The sequence below is a fragment of the Vibrio sp. R12-SG2-ISO1 genome (genome assembly GCF_059834045.1).
In genome coordinates this window covers 360,875-379,791 of sequence record NZ_JCBDGO010000001.1, presented here as the reverse complement: position 1 = coordinate 379,791, position 18,917 = coordinate 360,875, and the positions used below count along the sequence as shown (strand labels likewise).

The following is an 18,917-nucleotide window of genomic DNA, read 5'->3' as shown; positions in this document are numbered from 1 at the left end:
CTGCATTCGCTAATGCTCACGAAGATGGGGCACCGCATGGGCCGATTTGCGATAGTGACTTGGCGAATCGCCACTCCACTTACGAAACGCGTGACGAAAGTTGGCACTGTCTGAGTAGCCGACGCGCTCTGAAATCTCATCAATGCTCAATTGCGTCGAGCAGAGGTAATGGCGTGAAAGCTGAAAGCGAACGTGATCCAAAATCTGTTGGTAGCTGGTCTGCTCTTGACTCAGTTTTCGTCTCAGCGTGCGTGAAGACATCCCCAGCTGCTGCGCCACGATTTCAATCGATGGGTAGTGCCCCGGCTGCTCGATTAAGCGTTGAGTAATCCTGTCTTTTAAGCTGGTACTGGTGCCACTCAGTTTTGCCAGCATCTCATCACACGTTTTTAAGCACTGCTGCAAGGTCATCTTGTTGGCGGTGGGCAAGGGTTGATTGACCACATCCGTAGAAAATTGCCACTCCAGCTGTTTGGATTGAAACTTCACCGGGCAGCGAAATACCTCTTGATACAATGATGCGTAGTGGGGCGCGGGGTAAGGAAAATGCAATTGGTGTGAGGGGAAGGGATGTTGCATCACCTCTTCACACAAAGATTGAATTGCCGAAAACCAGTATTCGCAGCAAAAGGGCATCAAGGTGTCGAGATCAATTAACTCTTCCGCGCGGATATACCCCAAATCCTTATCGATGAGGAGCTGCTTGCGCAGCACTGGCCCCGCCAATCTCAGGTATTTGAATCCCATCGTCATCGCTTCAAGCAAGGTGCTGGAGCTAAACACCGCGTAACCCAACACGCCAAAATCGCTGAACCTGGCTTGTTGGCCCACCTTAAGGCCAAGTCCGGGCTCGTCTGCACAGAGTAGGGCATTGCTGAAAATATGCAGCTTCTGGGCGAGGGTGACTTGCGTGTCGGGTTGATAGAGCTTTTCGACACTGACACCACTGCCATCCAGCAGGTCTGTGAGCGGCACTCGCTGACCGAGATAGCGCACCAACAACTGCACGTCCAGCAGACCGCATGCGTTACTATCAGGCTCATAAACCGCTAAATGTTGCATTGTGTGACCGCTCCAGTATGAGAGTAAGATAACGGATATTGGCGTTGAGTATAGCCAAGATGGGGCTGTGATGTTGTCAGCAGTCTCTCAGTTTTGTCCGAAATTCACCGTTTTTTGTCTGTTTGCCACCTAGGTGGCATGTTAACAAAATGTTGTAATACTTGTGTCAGTACCACGAGAATCGATTATGAATGCATTAGTACACCCTCAAACACCTCATGATGTTATTTCACCCTCAGACCAAGATCTGCAGCAATGGTTTGATGCGTTGAGCACGGCCTATCGCAACGAACCCATGCCGTCACTGGATGTGCGTAAGCAGCGTTTAGTGGCGTTGAAAACTCAGTTGCGCCGCTATCAAGATAGATTAGCTCAAGCGATGAGTGATGATTTTGGTGGGCGCAGTGAGACCGAATCTAAGATGGCGGATGTGTTGGCACCGATATTGGACATCAACCATGTTCTTCGTCACTTGAAAGGTTGGATGAAAGCCAAGCGTCGCCCGACGGAGTGGCTATTTAAAGGCAACAAATTGCAAATACGCTACCAACCGAAAGGGGTGGTGGGCATCATTTGTCCGTGGAACTTTCCGGTTTATCTCTCTATTGGGCCTATGATCACCGCATTGGCTGCGGGTAATCGCTGCATGATTAAAATGCCGCCCAACTGTCCCAATACCACCCGTGTATTGAGCCAAATGTTGGCGGAAATTTACTCAAACGATCTGGTGCGGATTGTCCCCGGCGATCACCCGCAAGCGATGGACATATCGCATCTGCCGTTCAATCACTTGGTGTTCACCGGTTCGCCGAGCAGCGGCAAGATCATTATGGCCAATGCTGCGGCCAATTTAACGCCGGTCACATTGGAGCTCGGCGGTAAGTCTCCCGCTATTGTGGCGCCAGATTATGACGTCACCAAAGCGGCGAAGCGTTTGGCGCACGGCAAAGGCTTTAACTCAGGGCAAATTTGTATCGCTCCCGATTATGCGTTTGTCCATGAGAGCAAGCTAGAGGCGTTTGTCGACGCGCTGTGTGATGCCCATGTAGCTATGTATCAGCAAATCAGTGGCAATGCTGATTACACCTCTTTGGTGGATGAGCCACAACATCAACGCTTCCATGCGCTGCTCGAGGATGCGAAACAGAAAGGCGCTAACATCATTCAATGTTTGCCCGAAGGGGAAGGGCGCAAGACGCCGCTTTATATTGCCACGAATCTCAGCAGCGATATGCGTATCTGCCAGGAAGAGATCTTTGGCCCGCTGCTTCCGGTGCACAGTTACAAAAACATCGAGCAGGTGGTGGAGTACATCAACAATCGACCTAGACCGCTTGCTTGCTATTTGTTTACCCACAGTGGCTCGCTGCGCGATGACATTCTTTGCCAAACACACAGTGGCGGCGTCACCGTGAACGATTGGGGCTGGCATGTCCTCAACCACTCCGTCCCGTTTGGCGGCATAGGCAATTCAGGTATCGGTAACTACCACGGCGAAGAAGGATTTCGCGAGCTTAGCCACGCGCGCAGCGTACTGCAAATGCGCGAGTGGTTCCCTATTTCGTTGTTTTCACCGCCCTACGGCACTTGGGTGCAGAAGCTCGTGGTGAAGCTATTTGTCGGCAAATCCGACCCAACGGTTTAAATCGACCCTCTCCCCGAGAAGGGGAATACCCTACACACAATAACAAACTTACGGGCCGCATCGTCTTGATGCGGCTAAGATAAGGAGATCCCGCATGCACAACTTGGCTGTCAATCTGGAGCGTAATGCCGCGCTCTTTGCTTCTCATCCTGCGCTCAAACTGGCGAACAACGTTATCACCTACCAACAGCTCGACATCATGGCGGGTAAGGTGGCGCGTCACTTGGCTGAGCTTGGTCTCGAGCCGGGGGATAAAGTCGCGCTATCGTGCCCCAATATTCACTACTTTCCGGTGGCCTATTACGGCATTTTAAAAGCTGGGTGCGTGGTGGTGCCGATGAATGTGCTCTTTAAAGCGCGCGAAATTGCCTATCACCTTAATGATTCAGAGGCCAAAGCGTATCTCTGTTTTGATGGCAATGAAGCGCTGCCGATGGGCCAATACGGCCGAGACGGTTTTCATGCCGCGCAAGGCTGTCAGCACTATATCGCCATGCCACAAGGTAAAGTGGGCGAGCATTCGTTGGAAGCGTGGTTGGCATCGGACGTCGAGCCGCTGGAGTCGATTGTGCGTCAAGGCGATGACAGTGCGGTGATTCTTTATACCTCAGGTACGACCGGGCAGCCCAAAGGGGCAGAGCTGTCACACACCAACATGCTCACCAATGCGATGGCGTCACAAAACTTGATGCGCCTGCAACGTGATGACACCACCATCGCCACCTTGCCGCTCTTCCACAGTTTTGGTCAGACGGTGATGATGAACGCCACCTTGATGATTGGTGGTTGTATGGTGCTGGTGCCTCGCTTTGATCCCAAACAGGTCATTGAAGACATTATTAGGCACAAAGTCAGCGTGTTTGCTGGTGTGCCTACCATGTACATTGCGCTGCTTAGCGCTGGTCAAGCGGATACCGAAGTGGCGCACAAACTGAAAGAGAGTTTACGCCTGGGCGTGTCAGGCGGTGCTTCATTGCCGGTTGAAGTGTTGCGCCAGTTTGAGGCGCTGTTTGAGGTGCCTATCCTTGAAGGTTATGGCCTCTCCGAAACCGCGCCAGTGGCAACGTTCAACCACATTGACGGTGAGCGCCTGCCTGGCAGTGTCGGTCAGCCACTGTGTGGCCACATGGTGAAAGTAATCGATTTAGAGGGCAATCACGTGCCGTGTGGAGAACTGGGTGAAATCTGCGTGAAAAGCCCGAGTGTGATGAAAGGTTACTACCGCCGCGAAGAGGCCACCGCAGAAGTGATTCAAGATGGCTGGTTTAAAACCGGGGATATTGGCCGTTTAGACGAGCAGCAAAACCTCTTTATCGTCGATCGAGTGAAAGACATGATCATTCGCGGCGGATACAACGTCTACCCACGTGAAATTGAAGAAGTGATGATGTGCCACCCCGCGATTGAGATGGTGGCAGTAGTGGGTGAGCCTGATGAGCGTTTGGGTGAAGAGATCCACGCTCACGTGACGTTAAAACATGACAGTGATCTTGACGCGGACACCCTGGTTCAGTGGTGCCGTGAGCAGTTGGCAGAGTACAAATACCCGCGCCGCATATTTGTTCGTCAATCTTTGCCGATGACAGCGACGGGTAAAATTCTCAAACGGGAGCTGCATCCTTGTGATGCCGAGGAGGCGTGATCATGGAATACGATTTTATTGTGGTCGGCGGCGGCTCGGCGGGCTGCGTGATGGCGTCACGTTTGAGTGAAGACCCTAGTATCAGCGTGTGCTTAATTGAGGCTGGCGGTAAAGATAGCAGCGCGGTGATCCACACGCCGGTAGGCGCGGTGGCGATGATGCCGACCAAAATCAATAACTGGGCGTTTGAGACAGTGCCTCAGCCTGGTCTAAATGGTCGCAAAGGCTATCAGCCACGTGGAAAAACGCTCGGTGGTTCAAGCTCCATCAACGCCATGATGTACGCACGCGGCCATCGCTATGATTACGACCTTTGGGCAAGCCTAGGCAATCTCGGCTGGAGCTACAACGAGTGCCTGCCGTACTTTAAAAAGGCAGAGCATAATGAGCAGCACGTCGACGCGTATCATGGACAAGGTGGACCGCTTAACGTCAGCAACTTGCGTTCACCGAGTCCGCTACTAGAGCGTTTTCTTGATGGGTGTGAATCCATCGGGGTGCCAAGAAATCATGACATCAATGGTGCAGAGCAGTTTGGCGCTATGGTCACCCAAGTGACGCAAAAAAACGGTGAACGCTGCAGCGCGGCAAAAGGGTATCTCACGCCGAACTTACATCGCTCAAATCTCACCGTGATTACCCGAGCCACGACCCGAAAAGTGCTGCTTGAAGAGAAGCGTGCGGTGGGCGTGGAGTACCAGCATAAGGGTAAGGTGTACCAAATTCGAGCACGTAAAGAGGTGATTTTGAGCGCCGGAGCCTTTGGCTCGCCGCAAATTATGCTGTTGTCGGGCATAGGCGCCAAGAGCGATGTTGAACCGCACGGGCTGACTCACCACCACCATCTACCCGGCGTGGGAGAAAACTTGCAAGATCACATCGACCTTGTCCATAGCTATAAAACCAGCGCCAAGAAAGAGACCTTTGGTGTGTCGCTCTCTATGGCGGCTGAGATGAGCAAGGCGCTGCCTGAGTGGATGTCTGAGCGCAAAGGTAAGCTTAGCAGCAACTTTGCCGAAGGAATTGCGTTCGCGTACTCCGAACCTGAGCTCGATGTGCCGGACCTTGAGTTTGTGTTTGTGGTCGCGGTGGTCGATGACCACGCAAGAAAAATCCACACCAGTCACGGTTTCAGTTGCCATGTCACTGTGCTAAGGCCGAAAAGCCGTGGCACCGTTAAGCTGGCGAGCGCTGACCCGACTCAAGCCCCATTAATTGATCCGCAATTTTTTGCTGACCCAGACGATATGGAAGTGATGAAGCGTGGCTGGAAGTTGCAGCATCGCATGCTAAACAGCCGTTCGTTTGACGAGGTGAGGGGGGAGAACTTTTATCCGGTCGATATCACCGATGATGCGCAAATCGAACAAGACATTCGCAATCGCGCCGATACCCAGTATCACCCAGTCGGTACTTGTAAAATGGGGCCCAGCAGCGATGAGTATGCGGTAGTGGACGCCGACCTCAAGGTACACGGCTTAGAAGGGCTGCGGGTGGTGGATGCGTCGGTGATGCCGACCTTGGTGGGCGCGAATACCAATGCCCCGACCATCATGATTGCCGAGCAAGCTGCGGATAAAATTCAGCGTCAATATGGCCTGCAGTCTACCCCTGACGTGCGCGCCGCGAGCTAATGTGACACCCGAGGTCGACAAGAAACAAAAGACCAGAAACAAAAATAGCCGCTAAGCGGCTATTTTTTATTGGAGGTTTAAGGCAACTTAGACATTAAGGAATCAAGCAGGAATTTCGTTGGCGAAAATTCCAAACTGTTTCGCGGCATAGGCGACGCGCTCTTCCGGTGTAGGGTAACGGATAGCCGTGCCCATGTTTTCAATGTGACGGAGCCTTGGGAGTAGTCCGCTGCCGTTCGCGATTTGAATCGCCAGACCGGGGCGCGCGTTGAGCTCGAGCACCATAGGCCCTTCTTCTTTGTCCAGCACCATGTCGGTGCCCATGTAACCGAGACCGGTCATCTCCCAAGCACTAGAAGCCAGCACCAGAAGGCGCTCCCAATGAGGCACTTGTAGGGTCGCCAGCTCTTTGCCGGTGTCTGGGTGATGAGTAATCGGTTGGTCAAACTGCACCGCTCGCACCGCGCGGCCGGTTGCAATATCGATCCCGACGCCCACGGCGCCTTGGTGCAAGTTCGCTTTGCCATCAGACGCAGCGGTCGAGCAGCGCATCATAGCCATCACTGGGTAGCCTTTAAATACGATGATGCGCACATCGGGCACCCCTTCGTAGCTAAAGCCATCAAAGCAATCATCAAATTTGATCAGATTTTCAACCACAGCGACATCGTTCTTGCCACCGAGCGAGAAGAGCCCAGCGAGGGCATTACTGATGTGACGTTCGACATCTTCTTTATTGATGGTGGCACCGGAAGGCTTGGTGTAGACGCCATCCTTATGAGAGGTGATAACAAGGATCCCCTTGCCACCACTGCCTTGTGCTGGCTTGATAACAAAACCAGGCCAATCGAGCACCATATTGTGAATACGTTTGACTTCGGCTTGGTTACTGATAACGCCGATAAGCTTCGGTGTCGTCGCGCCATGCATCTCGGCAATGATCTTGGTTTTCAGCTTATCGTCCACCAAGGGGTATTTTGAACGGTCATTGTAGCGACCAATATAACTGTGGTTACGTTGGTTCATGCCCATAATGCCCTTGTGGCGCAGCTTACTCGGAGAGGTAAAACGTGAAAACATCGTTCAGTCCTCCGCTAATGGCTTAAAACGACGCAGCTCAGTCAGACGGTATCCAGTGTAGGTACCGAGTAACAAAATACCGCCCAGTACGATCAGTTGCAGACCAATAAAGTTAAAGGTCAGGTGTTGAATGTAAGGGTTGGTCATCGCTAGGTAGACCAGTACAGCAGTCAGTAGCGAGCCCCCACCTTGCAATACTACCTCTTTAGCGCCTTCCTCTTCCCAGAGAATCGACATGCGTTCAATAGTCCAAGATAGGATGATCATTGGGAAGAAGGTGATCGAGAGACCTTCGGTCAAGCCAATCTTAAATGCCACCACGGTAAACACCGAGATGATCATAATCACCGTGATGATGACCGCCGAAATCCGCGCCACCAAAAGCAGGTTGAGCTTAGAGAGATAGCTGCGGATAACCAAGCCAGTACCGACGATCAATAGGAAGCCGACAATACCGGTCACAAGCTGAGTTTGCACAAAGGCGACCGCAATCAGAACGGGCATAAAGGTGCCGGAGGTTTTCAGACCAATCAGCACGCGTAAGAAAACCACAATCAAGGCGCCAATCGGGATCAGCATGATGGTTTTGAACATGGCTTGCTCTTCTAGTGGCAAGCTATGAATAGAGAAGTTGAGTAAACCGTCGGCTTGCACTTTGTCCATCGTCGCTTGAGACGGCGAGACTTCCTGAGCAATCATGGAGAAGTGGACTTGACTGTTTTGACCGCCAATCAAATCAAGTAGCGAGACGTTCGATTCATCCCACACCAGAATGTTCTCTGCGGTGACTTGGCTCGCTTTGCTTGGGTTGAACAGCACCCAACTTTTGCCATCCCACACTTGGTTCATCTGCTGAATGCTTTGGCGACGACGGCCATCTTCCAGCTCGATAACACCGACGACTTTACTTGGGATATCCGCATAGGCGAGCAGTTTGCTTACTGCTTCAACTTTAGACGTGCGATTGAGAATTAACGCCGCGTTCTGGCTGTCTGAGTCGTTGATGGATTTGATCAGTTCGCGGGTAAAGGTGATGTCATCGGCAGAGCGTTGATTAGCGAGTTCAATCAATGCATTGGCTGCTGCTTCGACAGGACCATCGAAAGTGGGTTTGGTGGTGGCGGCAACAGGTGGAATCGGGTCGACGTCGGCTTGCGGGTCAACCAAAAACTGCGCTTTGTAGTAGATGGTTTGCGCGCCGCTCGCTTGGCGAATGGACCACTCGGCACGTCGCCCAGTTTCGGTGTCGATGTAGGAAACACCATAGCCTGGAGAAGATGACGACTCGCTAATCAGGGTAAAACCCGATTGTGTATGAGGCGCAGCAAGGGAGGCTTTGACGGGCTTATTTTGCGCATTAAATTCAATACGAGCCTCGATATCCCAGACTTGGCGCGTTTCTCCTGGCGTCCAAGGCACACCATAGCTTTGGTGGCGAAATAGACTCAGCGCAATCCCTACGCAGATCAGGACAACCACTGAAATATAAAAAGGGACTTTTGACGTCATACTGTTACCTTATTATTTTTTTGCAACTTCCGTGTGAATGTACTTCTTGCTGACATCGACGACGGCGATGTCACGGATGAATTCACGACCTAGAAGAACAGGATGACTCATTTGAGAGCGATCTGCCAATGTAAACTGCGCTTTTTCATGAATTTTTCCAAGTTTGACCCAAAGTTCAACCACGACTCGTCGCTCCAGTTCTTCATTGGTGGATTGACGAATTTTGACATGGCGAACCACGGGCGCTTCGATCCAGTTGTCATCATTTAACTCTGTGACACCATCGGAGAGGTGGAAGCGAACCCAGTTTTTGCCGTTGCGCTCAAACTCCGCAATGTCGACAGCATTGAGTGACGAGGTCGCAGCGCCGGTGTCAACTCGGGCGTCAAAACGTTGTGAGACGTTGTCTATGGTGACCGTCTCGATTTCTCCCAGCACAATGCGGTTACTTGGGTCAACCTTGACAATTTTCTGCGTGGGCGCTTTGGGTGTGGTTTGTGCTTTGCTCGGTGTGTTGACGCGTTTTTTCAGTTCACCCACCTCACCACCTAACACCAAGACTTGGCTCTCTAGGCTTTCGATGTAGTCGGACTGATTGCTCAGTTGCAGGGCGATGTTTTCGAGCTTGTTATTAAGAGAGGTTTCTTGCGCTGAAATCGCGGCGAGTGTTTCTTGATGGTACGGCTTTTCGTCAGTTGTCGCGCAGCCTGAAAGCACAGCAAGGGCGACAAGCGGAGTCAATCTTGAAAACATTAATCAACCTAAATTGGGCAGTAAAACAGAGATAAAAACAAAGAAATAGTCCCTTACTGACTGGGCGTATTAGGCGGCAGAAAGTAAGGGTTTGGAGAGTAACGATTCGATAGCAAAAATGCGTTAACGTATTGTCAAATCTTTAAGAAATTCGGAATTCCTAGTTGGGTTTCTTCGCCACTAAGATCGCACGTCGTGGCGCCGGATAGCCTTCCACGGTTTTGCTCGGATCGCTTGGGTCTAAATAGTCTGGCAATGAGTTATGCGTCATCCAATCGGTGGTGCGCTGTTCACCGGTGGTTGTGACGTTTTCATCCACAATACGCACTTGCTCAAAGCCAACCAGTTCCAGCCAGACTTTGAGCGCTTTGGCGGAAGGGAAGAAGTACACATTTCGCATCTGTGCGTAGCGTGATGTCGGCACCAACACGGATGTTTCATCGCCTTCGATAACCAGCGTTTCGAGCACCAGCTCTCCGCCTGCCACCAATTGATCTTTAAGTTGGATCAAGTGATCAAGCGGCGAGCGGCGATGGTAGAGCACACCCATGCTAAAGACGGTATCAAAGGCTTCCAGTTTTGGCAGTTGTTCTATACCCAGCGGCAGAAGATGAGCTCGTTGATCACCGCCCATCAGTTTGCGAATCGCTTCAAACTGGATCAAAAACAGGTGTGATGGGTCGATGCCGACCGTAAGACGCGCGCCTTCGCCCAGCATGCGCCACATGTGATAGCCATTGCCACAACCGACATCCAGCACACTGCGATTTTTCAGTGGAGAGATATGAGGGAGGACACGATCCCACTTCCAGTCGCTGCGCCACTCAGTATCAATATGGATACCGTGTACGGTGTACGGCCCTTTACGCCAAGGGTGGAAGGTACGCAGTAAGTTTTCGAGTTTCTTTAACTCGCCCTCATGGAATGGCGTGTCATTGCTCAACGTCACCGAATGTTTAACATCGACTTGATCTGGCGCGCCTTCTGGGATCTTGTTCAGTGCTTTTAACCAGCGGCCAAAATCACCGTGTTCGGCATTTTGCCAATCGGTCAACTGCTGTGGTAGAACATTCAGCCAAGGTTGCAGACGCGTGTCTTGAGCGATGAGTTGATAGAAATCGGCAAAATTAAACATGAAAACAAGGTCCTCGTTGATACAGGCATGGCCCTAGATGTTTATGCTTGCTCGCGGCCTCTAGGGACTCGGCGCGTGCAAATGTGGAGATGGGTGTCGTACAACACTATTCGTTGATGGACACCATATGCGCGTGATGACTACTTAATCGCGAACATAGAACCAAAGTTAAAACACTGAAACCAAACGTCAAAACTGCTAAAGCCAATCTTGGCAAAGCGCTCTTTATGCGCTTTGATGGAATCAGGACGCATGACGTTTTCAATCGCGCTGCGCTTTTGGCTGATCTCGAGTTCGCTATAGCCATTGGCGCGTTTAAAGTCATGGTGCAAATCAATTAATAGCTCGTTGGCGCCGACATCATCAAAGACAAATTTCTCGGACAAAATGAGAATACCGCCAGGTCTTAAACCCGCGTAAATCTTCTCTAGCAAACTGTAGCGGTCTTGTGGTGAGAGAAATTGCAGCGTGAAGTTCAAGACCACCACAGACGCGTTGTCGATGTCGATGTGTCGAATATCGGCTTCAACCACCTCAACAGGCGTATCGCTGCGATAGGCGTTGACGTGCAGTTTGCATCGCTCAACCATGGCTTGCGAGTTATCGACAGCGACAATCTTGCAGCCTTCTTGCTGGATGTGGCGACGCATAGAGAGGGTCGCGGCACCCAATGAACAACCTAAATCGTAAATGTTGGAGTGAGGCTTAACGAAGCGCTCGGCCAACATGCCAATCGCTGAAATGATGTTGCTGTAGCCTGGCACCGAGCGCTGGATCATGTCAGGGAACACTTCTGCGACACGTTCATCAAACGTGAAGTCACCAATTTTGTCGATTGGCGCCGAAAAAATGGTATCTGGGTTGCTCTTAGGGTTCATCACACACTCTCGCTACGGCCGATGCAAACAGTCAAGCATGCCATCGTCAGATGTCAAAAAAGGCGCGTATTTTATGAGATCTTTGCGCGCTTGTCATGTGACTTAAAACATTGATATTTGCGCGTGGTCGCCTTGGCTTGGAAATGGCGCTAAATCGGGTAATGACACCTGCTGTTGCAAACGTCGATAGAGCTTCGCGGCTAGCTCGGGCGCAATCAGGTTGTCGGCGGTATGGATCATCAGGTAAGGCTGCTTTCCTTCGCCTATCCACTGCGGCAATTTATCGAGCCAAGGAGTAAAAAAACCGTCATTGAGTGGTTCATCAGGATGGCCAATAAAACGCACCATAGGATGCGCTCCGGTGGCAATGGCGTGCACGGGAACGCGTGGTTTCTTCTCTTGGGCATCAATTAGGGCAGCAAAAAAGGGGGAGCGCCTGTCTGGCTGAGTCGAAAAAACAGGGCGACTGTCCATAATGATGCGATCGTAATTGCGCTCCAGCAGCCACTGATTGAGTCGCTTTTCGGCGTCACCTTTGGCGAAAAAGGCGGGGTGGCGCACTTCAACACCGATGGGAAAGTCCGGTGGCAGCATGGCGCAGAAGGTCGTCAACTGTGAAAAGTGTTCGGGTCCAAAGGCGGCGGGGAGTTGAATAGTCCATTGCCCAATGCGCGGTATCAGTGGCGCCATAATGTGCATAAAGTCGGCAAGCAGTGCTTGGCAGCCTTGCAACTGATGCTGGTGGGTGATGGCTTTGGGAAGCTTGAAGGTAAAGCGAAAATCATCGTGCGTGGCGGCTTTCCAGTTGCTCACCGTTGATGGCGTTGGCGTGGCGTAAAACGTGGTGTTACCTTCAACGGTATGGAATACCTCAGCATACTTTTCAAGGCGTTGTGAGGCCTGCGTGCCACTACCATAAAACGCCTGCTGCCAGTGGTTGTTTGACCACATTGTCAAGCCTAATCTTAGTGGTAACTTGTCCATACTTCCCTCAATACGCATCGGATGTCTCTACTCTACGAGAGTTTTGAAGAAAAAGGTAATCTGGCGTTATAATCGGGTCAATTTGACGGCGAAATCGGCTTTTTTGGCCATTTGTTGGTGTAAAAATCATCAAAGCACGATAAAACGCAATAAATTGTCGCTGCAACAGTCGATTTAAAATGACTTTCAGCGTATAAATGGACCTTTGCTCTGGCGGCAGTCAGCTAGGGCGTCATCAACTTATTACTAGAGAGATTGGGAATTTCATTATGCGTACCCATTACTGTGGTCACCTGAACAAGTCCCTAGCAGGACAAACTGTAGAACTGTGCGGCTGGGTAAACCGTCGCCGTGATTTAGGCGGTCTTATTTTTATCGATATGCGAGATCGCGAAGGTATCGTACAGGTAGTGGTGGATCCAGACATGGCGGACGCGTACGAAGTGGCGAATACCCTTCGTAATGAATTCTGTATCAAGCTAACGGGTGAAGTGCGTGTTCGTCCAGATAGCCAAGTCAACAAAGACATGGCCACCGGTGAAGTTGAGATCCTTGCGAAAGGTCTTGAGATCATCAACCGCAGCGACGTTCTGCCTCTAGACTTCAACCAAAAGAACTCGGAAGAGCAACGTCTTAAATACCGTTACCTAGACCTGCGTCGCCCTGAAATGAGCGACCGCATAAAGCTGCGTGCGAAAGCGTCTAGCTTTGTTCGCCGTTTCCTAGACGACAACGGCTTCCTAGATATCGAAACACCTGTACTGACCAAAGCGACACCAGAAGGTGCGCGTGATTACCTAGTACCAAGCCGTGTTCACAAAGGCAGCTTCTACGCGCTTCCTCAGTCCCCACAGCTATTTAAACAGCTGCTGATGATGTCGGGTTTTGACCGTTACTACCAAATCGTTAAGTGTTTCCGTGATGAAGACTTACGTGCTGACCGTCAACCTGAATTCACTCAGATCGATATCGAAACCTCATTCATGACCGCTGACGAGGTGCGTGCAACCACAGAGAAAATGGTTCGCGACATGTGGCTAGAGCTACTGAACGTTGACCTCGGTGAGTTCCCTGTCATGCCATTTAGCGAAGCGATTCGCCGTTTTGGCTCTGACAAGCCAGATCTACGTAACCCACTAGAGCTCGTTGATGTTGCTGACCTAGTGAAAGACGTTGAGTTCAAAGTTTTCTCTGGTCCTGCCAATGACGAAAAAGGCCGCGTTGCTGTGATTCGTGTACCGGGCGGTGCGTCACTCACTCGTAAGCAAATTGACGGCTATGGCGAGTTTGTCGGTATCTATGGTGCGAAAGGTTTGGCATGGATGAAGGTCAACGATCGCGCAGCGGGTATGGAAGGTATCCAATCTCCTGTGGCTAAATTCCTCAGCGAAGAGGTGATCAATGGCATCCTTGAGCGCACGCAAGCGGAATCTGGCGACATTATTTTGTTCGGCGCAGATAAAGCGAACATCGTGGCTGAAGCGCTGGGTGCACTGCGTCTGAAACTGGGTAAAGACCTAGAGCTGACAAAAGAAGGCACTTGGGCGCCTCTATGGGTTGTTGACTTCCCAATGTTCGAAGAAGACGATGAAGGCAACTTGCACGCTATGCACCACCCATTCACATCGCCTCTCGGTGTGACGGCAGAAGAGCTAAAAGCGAACCCTGCAGCGGCGAACTCTAACGCCTACGACATGGTACTCAACGGCTACGAAGTGGGCGGTGGTTCTGTTCGTATCCACAACGCGGAGATGCAAGCGGCGGTATTCGATATTCTTGGTATCGATGCGGATGAGCAACGTCTGAAGTTTGGCTTCCTATTGGACGCACTGAAATTTGGTACGCCGCCGCACGCGGGTCTTGCATTTGGTCTCGACCGTCTTGTGATGCTGTTGTGTGGCACCGAGAACATCCGTGATGTGATTGCGTTCCCGAAAACGACGGCAGCGGCTTGTCTATTGACCGATGCGCCTAGCCTTGCTAACCCTGCCGCGCTTGAAGAGCTAGCGATTGCAGTGACTGCAGCGAAAGATAAAGAATAAGCCCTTTACGGGTGATGAAACCAAAAATACCGCTCAATTGAGCGGTATTTTTTATCCTAAGTCGCTCTGAGAGGACAACGAAGAGCCACTAATAACAAGGGCAATTACAGGTCGACGGTTTGCCACTCGCCTGGCTGCAAATCGCCTAAGGTGATGTCACCCATCGAGTAGCGCACAAGCCTAAGGGTCGGGAAGCCGATGTGCGCGGTCATGCGTCTGACTTGGCGATTACGACCTTCGATGATGGTGATCGCGAGCCAAGTCGTTGGAATCGAGGCGCGAAAACGCACCGGCGGGTTGCGCTCCCAAATATTAGGCGCGTCTATGCGTTCGATGGTAGCCGGCAGTGTCATGCCATCTTTTAATTCAACCCCTTGGCGAAGCTTGTCGAGATCCGCGTCGCTCGGCTCACCTTCTACTTGTACCCAATAGGTTTTAGGGGCTTTCGATTTGGGCGAGGTCAGTTTGGCTTGGAAGATGCCGTCATTCGTCAGCACCATCAGCCCTTCACTGTCACGATCGAGTCTTCCAGCGGCGTACACATCTTTAACATCGATGTAGTCGGCTAGGGTTTTTCTTCCCTCCCCATCGGTGAACTGGCTCAAGGTGTCATAGGGTTTATTGAAGACGATCACCTTACGTTCTGATGGCGCGATCTTCGCTTTTTGACTTGGCTTTTTTCTGCGATGTTTAGACGAGCTGCGCTTGGCATCTTGCGCGCCAAACGGTCGTTTTAAACGTGTTTGACCGTTGCGTGGTGAAGCGGGCTGAGACTCGCGTCTTGAGCGTGGTGACATGTTAACTACCTTGCAAAAATGTAAACGAAGTGTGGGCGAAAGTTTCGATCTATCTCGAATTACGCTATGATGTGCGCGCCTCGAATCAGGATTGGCGCACAAGATAATAGACTATTTTGCCGATTTTGTTTAATTATAACGATTACGTTCTCATGGACGCCGAGTCAGCGAAACACAAAGTTTCAACGGCGATGGCCAAACAAAAAAGAGACATCTAAATCGCAACAAGTGAGGGGATGACGATACCAAGGCAACCACATTCGTGTTGGTATTATCTACTTGTCGCGGACAGACCACAAAAGCCCATGCATCCAATGGGTTTGTCAGAACAAATAGGGAAATTTCATGCCTACAGAAAAGCCTACAATTATTTACACGATCACCGATGAAGCGCCAGCGCTAGCGACCTACTCACTACTGCCAATTATCCAGTCTTTCACTGCCTCCTCAGGCATTGACGTAGACACACGCGATATTTCACTCGCCGGTCGTATCATCGCGAGCTTCCCTGAGCATCTGACGCCAGAACAGCGTATCGGTGATGCGCTTGCTGAATTGGGCGAGTTGGCGAAAACACCTGATGCCAACATCATTAAACTGCCGAACATTTCGGCGTCTATCCCACAGTTAAAAGCCGCAATTAAAGAGCTGCAAGCCAAAGGCTACAACCTGCCGAACTACCCTGAAGAGCCAAGTACATACGAAGAGGAAGCGATCAAAGCGACCTACGACAAGATCAAAGGCAGTGCAGTGAACCCGGTGCTACGTGAAGGTAACTCTGACCGCCGTGCGCCGCTTTCAGTCAAGAACTACGCAAAGAAAAACCCACATTCAATGGGCGCGTGGTCAAAAGAGTCGAAGTCTCATGTCTCGAGTATGGATGACAAAGATTTCTTCGGTAGCGAGAAGTCGGTGACGGTCGAGCATGCGACCAAAGTGACCATCGAATTTGTCGCGAAAGACGGCAGCACAAAACAACTGAAAGCGCCGTTCGCCCTGCAAGATAAAGAGATTATTGATTGCGCGGTGATGAACAAAAACGCACTCGTGGCGTACTTTGAGCAAGAAATTGCAGACGCGAAGCAAAAAGATGTGCTGCTATCACTGCACATGAAAGCGACCATGATGAAAGTCTCTGACCCAGTGATTTTCGGTCATGCCGTGAAAGTCTACTACAAAGACGTGTTTGCTAAGTATGGTGAGCTGTTTGAGAAACTCGGCGTTGATGTCAACAACGGTATCGGCGATGTGTACAGCAAGATTGAAGCCTTGCCGCAAGATCAAAAAGCCGAGATTGAAGCCGCGCTTCAAGCTGTGTATGAAACTCAACCACCATTAGCTATGGTCGATTCTGATCGCGGTATCACCAACCTTCACGTGCCAAGTGACATCATCGTTGATGCCTCGATGCCGGCCATGCTTCGTGCATCCGGTCAAATGTGGGGCCCTGATGGCAAACAGAAAGACACCAAAGCAATGATTCCAGATCGCAGCTACGCGGGTATCTACCAAGCGGTGATTGATTTCTGTAAAGAGCACGGCGCGTTTGATCCAACCACTATGGGTAGCGTGCCTAACGTGGGTTTGATGGCGCAGAAAGCGGAAGAGTACGGCTCACACGACAAGACCTTTATTCTCGATGCCGATGGTGCTGTTCGTGTTGTTGACAGCAACGGCCAGGTGCTGCTTGAGCAATCGGTGGAAGCGGGTGACATCTTCCGTATGTGCCAAGTGAAAGATGCACCGATTCAAGACTGGGTAAAACTTGCGGTGACACGTGCACGCGCAACCGGCGTCCCTGCGGTATTCTGGTTGGATGAAAATCGTGCTCATGATGCTCAGCTGATCAAAAAAGTGAACGCGTACTTACCTGAGCACGACACCTCTGATCTAGAGATCAAGATCCTGGCACCACTTGAGGCGTGCAAATACTCGCTAGAGCGTATTAAAGAAGGTCTTGATACCATCTCTGTGACAGGTAACGTGCTGCGTGACTACTTGACGGACTTGTTCCCAATTCTTGAGTTGGGCACCTCGGCGAAAATGTTGTCTATCGTACCGCTAATGAACGGCGGTGGTCTGTTTGAAACAGGGGCGGGCGGCAGCGCGCCGAAGCACGTTCAACAGGTGGAAAAAGAGAACCATTTGCGTTGGGATTCATTAGGTGAGTTTTTGGCATTAGCGGCGTCACTGGAACACCTCAGCGTCGTGACAGGCAATGCTAAAGCGCAAGTGCTGGCCGATGCCCTTGATAAGGCGACCGGTGAGTTCCTTGACAACAACAAGTCACCGTCTCGCCGAGTTGGCGAGCTTGATAACCGTGGCAGCCATTACTACCTAGCGAGCTACTGGGCAAAAGCGTTAGCAGAGCAGACCGCTGATGCTGAGCTTGCGGCGGAGTTTGCGCCGATTGCGAAGTCGTTGCAAGACAACGAAGAGGCGATTATCGCTGAGCTCAATGGTGCTCAAGGTGTCGCGGGCGATCTGGGTGGCTACTACGCACCAGTGTTTGAAAAGGCCGCGACGCTAATGCGACCAAGCGCAACACTCAATAGCATCATTAATCGCTAATAGACTGGCGAACCGATAAACAAAAACCCGCTGACTGAGCGGGTTTTTTATTGCGTTAGATTTGCGGCGCCGAAGAATCGGGCGAAGTTTTTTGGCAGCGGTTATTTAGCTGGTTGAGCGTCCACTGGTGTCACCACGCTGGCGTGGTAGCCTTTAGGACCTTCTTCCACTTCAAAATTGACTTGTTGGCCTGCTTTCAGAGTACGATACCCATCCATTTGAATGGTTGAGTAGTGCGCAAACACATCACTCTCTTCACCTTCTGGACAGATAAAACCAAATCCCTTGGCATTGTTAAACCATTTTACTGTACCTGTAGCCATGCTATACATCCCTCATGCATTGTTTACTGACGTTGTTGGTGGTTACACGACCGATTTCAACTCCGCTCTATACTGCCGCCATTCCTGTTGCCATTTGATGACCGTCTAGCGCTGAATGTTGTCAAAATGTGATGTGTAAACAAAAAGTGAATTTCCATTCAGCCGCTGCCAAATTTTTACTCACTATTTGACCAATGTAGCCAATGATTGAACACAGTCAATAGAAAAAACGTATTGCACTCTACATATTTGCAAACAAATCACTTTTGAGATTTACATTTTTGCAACGATTTTCAATTTCTAGTCTACGGGGTGATTTTGACAATTCAGCGATTTTGGCTTCTTTTTAATCAATCAGATAGAGGGCTTGAGAGAATAAAAATCTTTTATTTGCAGGCTTGGAAATGGTGGATTAGTCTCTAAGTAAGCGTGAAATTTTTGTTGTGCTTAAATGGTCTAAATTACAAGAGCAAAATCTAAAACTTCTCTTCCATGAAGTGGTAAACTGAAACCAGATAAACCTAATTGTTGAAGAGTCATGAGCAAGCAGTTTGAATGGGTGACTCCAGATTCTGACTTACTGGAGCAAGAAAGAACAGAAATTAAGCCACCGTCCATGTATAACGTTGTATTGAACAATGATGATTACACCCCCATGGACTTTGTCATCGAAATCCTAGAGCGTTTTTTCTCTATGGATATTGATAAGGCAACTCAGGTGATGCTCAAAGTGCATTATGAAGGTAAAGCGGTCTGCGGCACCTACACCGCGGAAGTCGCTGAAACCAAAGTGGCGCAAGTCACAATGTATTCCAAGGAAAATGAGCATCCCCTGCTTTGTACAATGGAACAAGCGTAACGT

The 18,917-nt window shown here is 50.6% G+C and carries 15 protein-coding genes; 6 read left to right on the top strand and 9 right to left on the bottom strand.

The window, feature by feature from the left end; genetic code table 11:
* Positions 1–9: 9 nt before the first annotated feature.
* Complete coding sequence (locus AC6R10_RS01675) at positions 10–1,062, bottom strand: AraC family transcriptional regulator (protein WP_500657477.1); 1,053 nt, start codon at positions 1,060–1,062, stop codon at positions 10–12.
* Positions 1,063–1,249: 187 nt separating this feature from the next.
* Here AC6R10_RS01675 and AC6R10_RS01670 point away from each other — a divergent pair, with 187 nt between their 5' ends.
* The 3 genes from AC6R10_RS01670 (at position 1,250) to AC6R10_RS01660 (ending at position 5,983) form a co-directional block, all read left to right on the top strand.
* The gene (locus AC6R10_RS01670) at positions 1,250–2,707 is read left to right on the top strand and encodes a coniferyl aldehyde dehydrogenase (protein ID WP_500657478.1); all 1,458 of its coding nucleotides are present in this window, start codon (positions 1,250–1,252) and stop codon (positions 2,705–2,707) included.
* Between the two features lie 94 nt (positions 2,708–2,801).
* Positions 2,802–4,349 (top strand): long-chain-fatty-acid--CoA ligase, encoded by a 1,548-nt coding sequence (locus AC6R10_RS01665; RefSeq protein WP_500671291.1) that lies wholly within the window; start codon positions 2,802–2,804, stop codon positions 4,347–4,349.
* Positions 4,349–5,983 (top strand): GMC family oxidoreductase, encoded by a 1,635-nt coding sequence (locus tag AC6R10_RS01660; RefSeq protein ID WP_500671443.1) that lies wholly within the window; start codon positions 4,349–4,351, stop codon positions 5,981–5,983. Before AC6R10_RS01665 ends, AC6R10_RS01660 begins: the two co-directional genes overlap by 1 nt.
* 102 nt (positions 5,984–6,085) lie before the next feature.
* Here AC6R10_RS01660 and AC6R10_RS01655 read toward each other — a convergent pair whose 3' ends face one another.
* The 6 genes from AC6R10_RS01655 to AC6R10_RS01630 all read right to left on the bottom strand — a co-directional run bounded on the left by AC6R10_RS01655 (position 6,086) and on the right by AC6R10_RS01630 (position 12,322).
* Positions 6,086–7,063, bottom strand: coding sequence for an alpha-L-glutamate ligase-like protein (locus tag AC6R10_RS01655; protein WP_500631918.1), 978 nt, complete (start codon positions 7,061–7,063; stop codon positions 6,086–6,088).
* Between the two features lie 3 nt (positions 7,064–7,066).
* Complete coding sequence (locus AC6R10_RS01650) at positions 7,067–8,572, bottom strand: inactive transglutaminase family protein (protein ID WP_500671290.1); 1,506 nt, start codon at positions 8,570–8,572, stop codon at positions 7,067–7,069.
* Between the two features lie 12 nt (positions 8,573–8,584).
* Complete coding sequence (locus tag AC6R10_RS01645; RefSeq protein ID WP_500634146.1) at positions 8,585–9,325, bottom strand: ATP-dependent zinc protease family protein; 741 nt, start codon at positions 9,323–9,325, stop codon at positions 8,585–8,587.
* Positions 9,326–9,485: 160 nt separating this feature from the next.
* Positions 9,486–10,460 carry a tRNA 5-methoxyuridine(34)/uridine 5-oxyacetic acid(34) synthase CmoB gene (cmoB, locus tag AC6R10_RS01640; RefSeq protein ID WP_500671289.1) on the bottom strand — a complete coding sequence of 325 codons (975 nt, stop codon included), beginning with the start codon at positions 10,458–10,460 and terminating at the stop codon, positions 9,486–9,488.
* 140 nt (positions 10,461–10,600) lie between these two features.
* Positions 10,601–11,338, bottom strand: coding sequence for a carboxy-S-adenosyl-L-methionine synthase CmoA (gene cmoA, locus AC6R10_RS01635; RefSeq protein WP_487902693.1), 738 nt, complete (start codon positions 11,336–11,338; stop codon positions 10,601–10,603).
* 102 nt (positions 11,339–11,440) lie between these two features.
* Positions 11,441–12,322 carry a DUF72 domain-containing protein gene (locus tag AC6R10_RS01630; protein ID WP_500671288.1) on the bottom strand — a complete coding sequence of 294 codons (882 nt, stop codon included), beginning with the start codon at positions 12,320–12,322 and terminating at the stop codon, positions 11,441–11,443.
* Between the two features lie 269 nt (positions 12,323–12,591).
* Here AC6R10_RS01630 and aspS point away from each other — a divergent pair, with 269 nt between their 5' ends.
* On the top strand, positions 12,592–14,364 hold the full coding sequence (gene aspS, locus AC6R10_RS01625; RefSeq protein WP_500671287.1) for an aspartate--tRNA ligase: 1,773 nt from the start codon (positions 12,592–12,594) through the stop codon (positions 14,362–14,364).
* Between the two features lie 104 nt (positions 14,365–14,468).
* Here aspS and AC6R10_RS01620 read toward each other — a convergent pair whose 3' ends face one another.
* Entirely contained in the window at positions 14,469–15,161 is a 693-nt protein-coding gene (locus tag AC6R10_RS01620) for a pseudouridine synthase (protein ID WP_500671286.1), read from the bottom strand.
* Positions 15,162–15,506: 345 nt separating this feature from the next.
* Between AC6R10_RS01620 and AC6R10_RS01615 the strand changes: the two genes are divergently transcribed.
* Positions 15,507–17,732 carry an NADP-dependent isocitrate dehydrogenase gene (locus tag AC6R10_RS01615; protein WP_500671285.1) on the top strand — a complete coding sequence of 742 codons (2,226 nt, stop codon included), beginning with the start codon at positions 15,507–15,509 and terminating at the stop codon, positions 17,730–17,732.
* Positions 17,733–17,833: 101 nt separating this feature from the next.
* Here AC6R10_RS01615 and cspD read toward each other — a convergent pair whose 3' ends face one another.
* On the bottom strand, positions 17,834–18,055 hold the full coding sequence (gene cspD, locus AC6R10_RS01610) for a cold shock domain-containing protein CspD (protein ID WP_334550993.1): 222 nt from the start codon (positions 18,053–18,055) through the stop codon (positions 17,834–17,836).
* Positions 18,056–18,593: 538 nt separating this feature from the next.
* On the opposite strand from cspD, the gene clpS reads away from it, so the two are divergent.
* Positions 18,594–18,914 carry an ATP-dependent Clp protease adapter ClpS gene (gene clpS / locus AC6R10_RS01605; protein ID WP_334550991.1) on the top strand — a complete coding sequence of 107 codons (321 nt, stop codon included), beginning with the start codon at positions 18,594–18,596 and terminating at the stop codon, positions 18,912–18,914.
* Positions 18,915–18,917 lie beyond the last annotated feature (3 nt).

What these genes read in the sequence shown, in the direction of transcription:
- AC6R10_RS01675 (WP_500657477.1), bottom strand. Translation starts at nt 1,062, where the DNA reads ATGCAACATTTAGCGGTTTATGAGCCTGATAGTAACGCATGCGGTCTG.
- AC6R10_RS01670 (WP_500657478.1), top strand. Translation starts at nt 1,250, where the DNA reads ATGAATGCATTAGTACACCCTCAAACACCTCATGATGTTATTTCACCC.
- AC6R10_RS01665 (WP_500671291.1), top strand. Translation starts at nt 2,802, where the DNA reads ATGCACAACTTGGCTGTCAATCTGGAGCGTAATGCCGCGCTCTTTGCT.
- AC6R10_RS01655 (WP_500631918.1), bottom strand. Translation starts at nt 7,063, where the DNA reads ATGTTTTCACGTTTTACCTCTCCGAGTAAGCTGCGCCACAAGGGCATT.
- AC6R10_RS01650 (WP_500671290.1), bottom strand. Translation starts at nt 8,572, where the DNA reads ATGACGTCAAAAGTCCCTTTTTATATTTCAGTGGTTGTCCTGATCTGC.
- AC6R10_RS01645 (WP_500634146.1), bottom strand. Translation starts at nt 9,325, where the DNA reads ATGTTTTCAAGATTGACTCCGCTTGTCGCCCTTGCTGTGCTTTCAGGC.
- cmoB (WP_500671289.1), bottom strand. Translation starts at nt 10,460, where the DNA reads ATGTTTAATTTTGCCGATTTCTATCAACTCATCGCTCAAGACACGCGT.
- cmoA (WP_487902693.1), bottom strand. Translation starts at nt 11,338, where the DNA reads ATGAACCCTAAGAGCAACCCAGATACCATTTTTTCGGCGCCAATCGAC.
- AC6R10_RS01630 (WP_500671288.1), bottom strand. Translation starts at nt 12,322, where the DNA reads ATGGACAAGTTACCACTAAGATTAGGCTTGACAATGTGGTCAAACAAC.
- aspS (WP_500671287.1), top strand. Translation starts at nt 12,592, where the DNA reads ATGCGTACCCATTACTGTGGTCACCTGAACAAGTCCCTAGCAGGACAA.
- AC6R10_RS01620 (WP_500671286.1), bottom strand. Translation starts at nt 15,161, where the DNA reads ATGTCACCACGCTCAAGACGCGAGTCTCAGCCCGCTTCACCACGCAAC.
- AC6R10_RS01615 (WP_500671285.1), top strand. Translation starts at nt 15,507, where the DNA reads ATGCCTACAGAAAAGCCTACAATTATTTACACGATCACCGATGAAGCG.
- cspD (WP_334550993.1), bottom strand. Translation starts at nt 18,055, where the DNA reads ATGGCTACAGGTACAGTAAAATGGTTTAACAATGCCAAGGGATTTGGT.
- clpS (WP_334550991.1), top strand. Translation starts at nt 18,594, where the DNA reads ATGAGCAAGCAGTTTGAATGGGTGACTCCAGATTCTGACTTACTGGAG.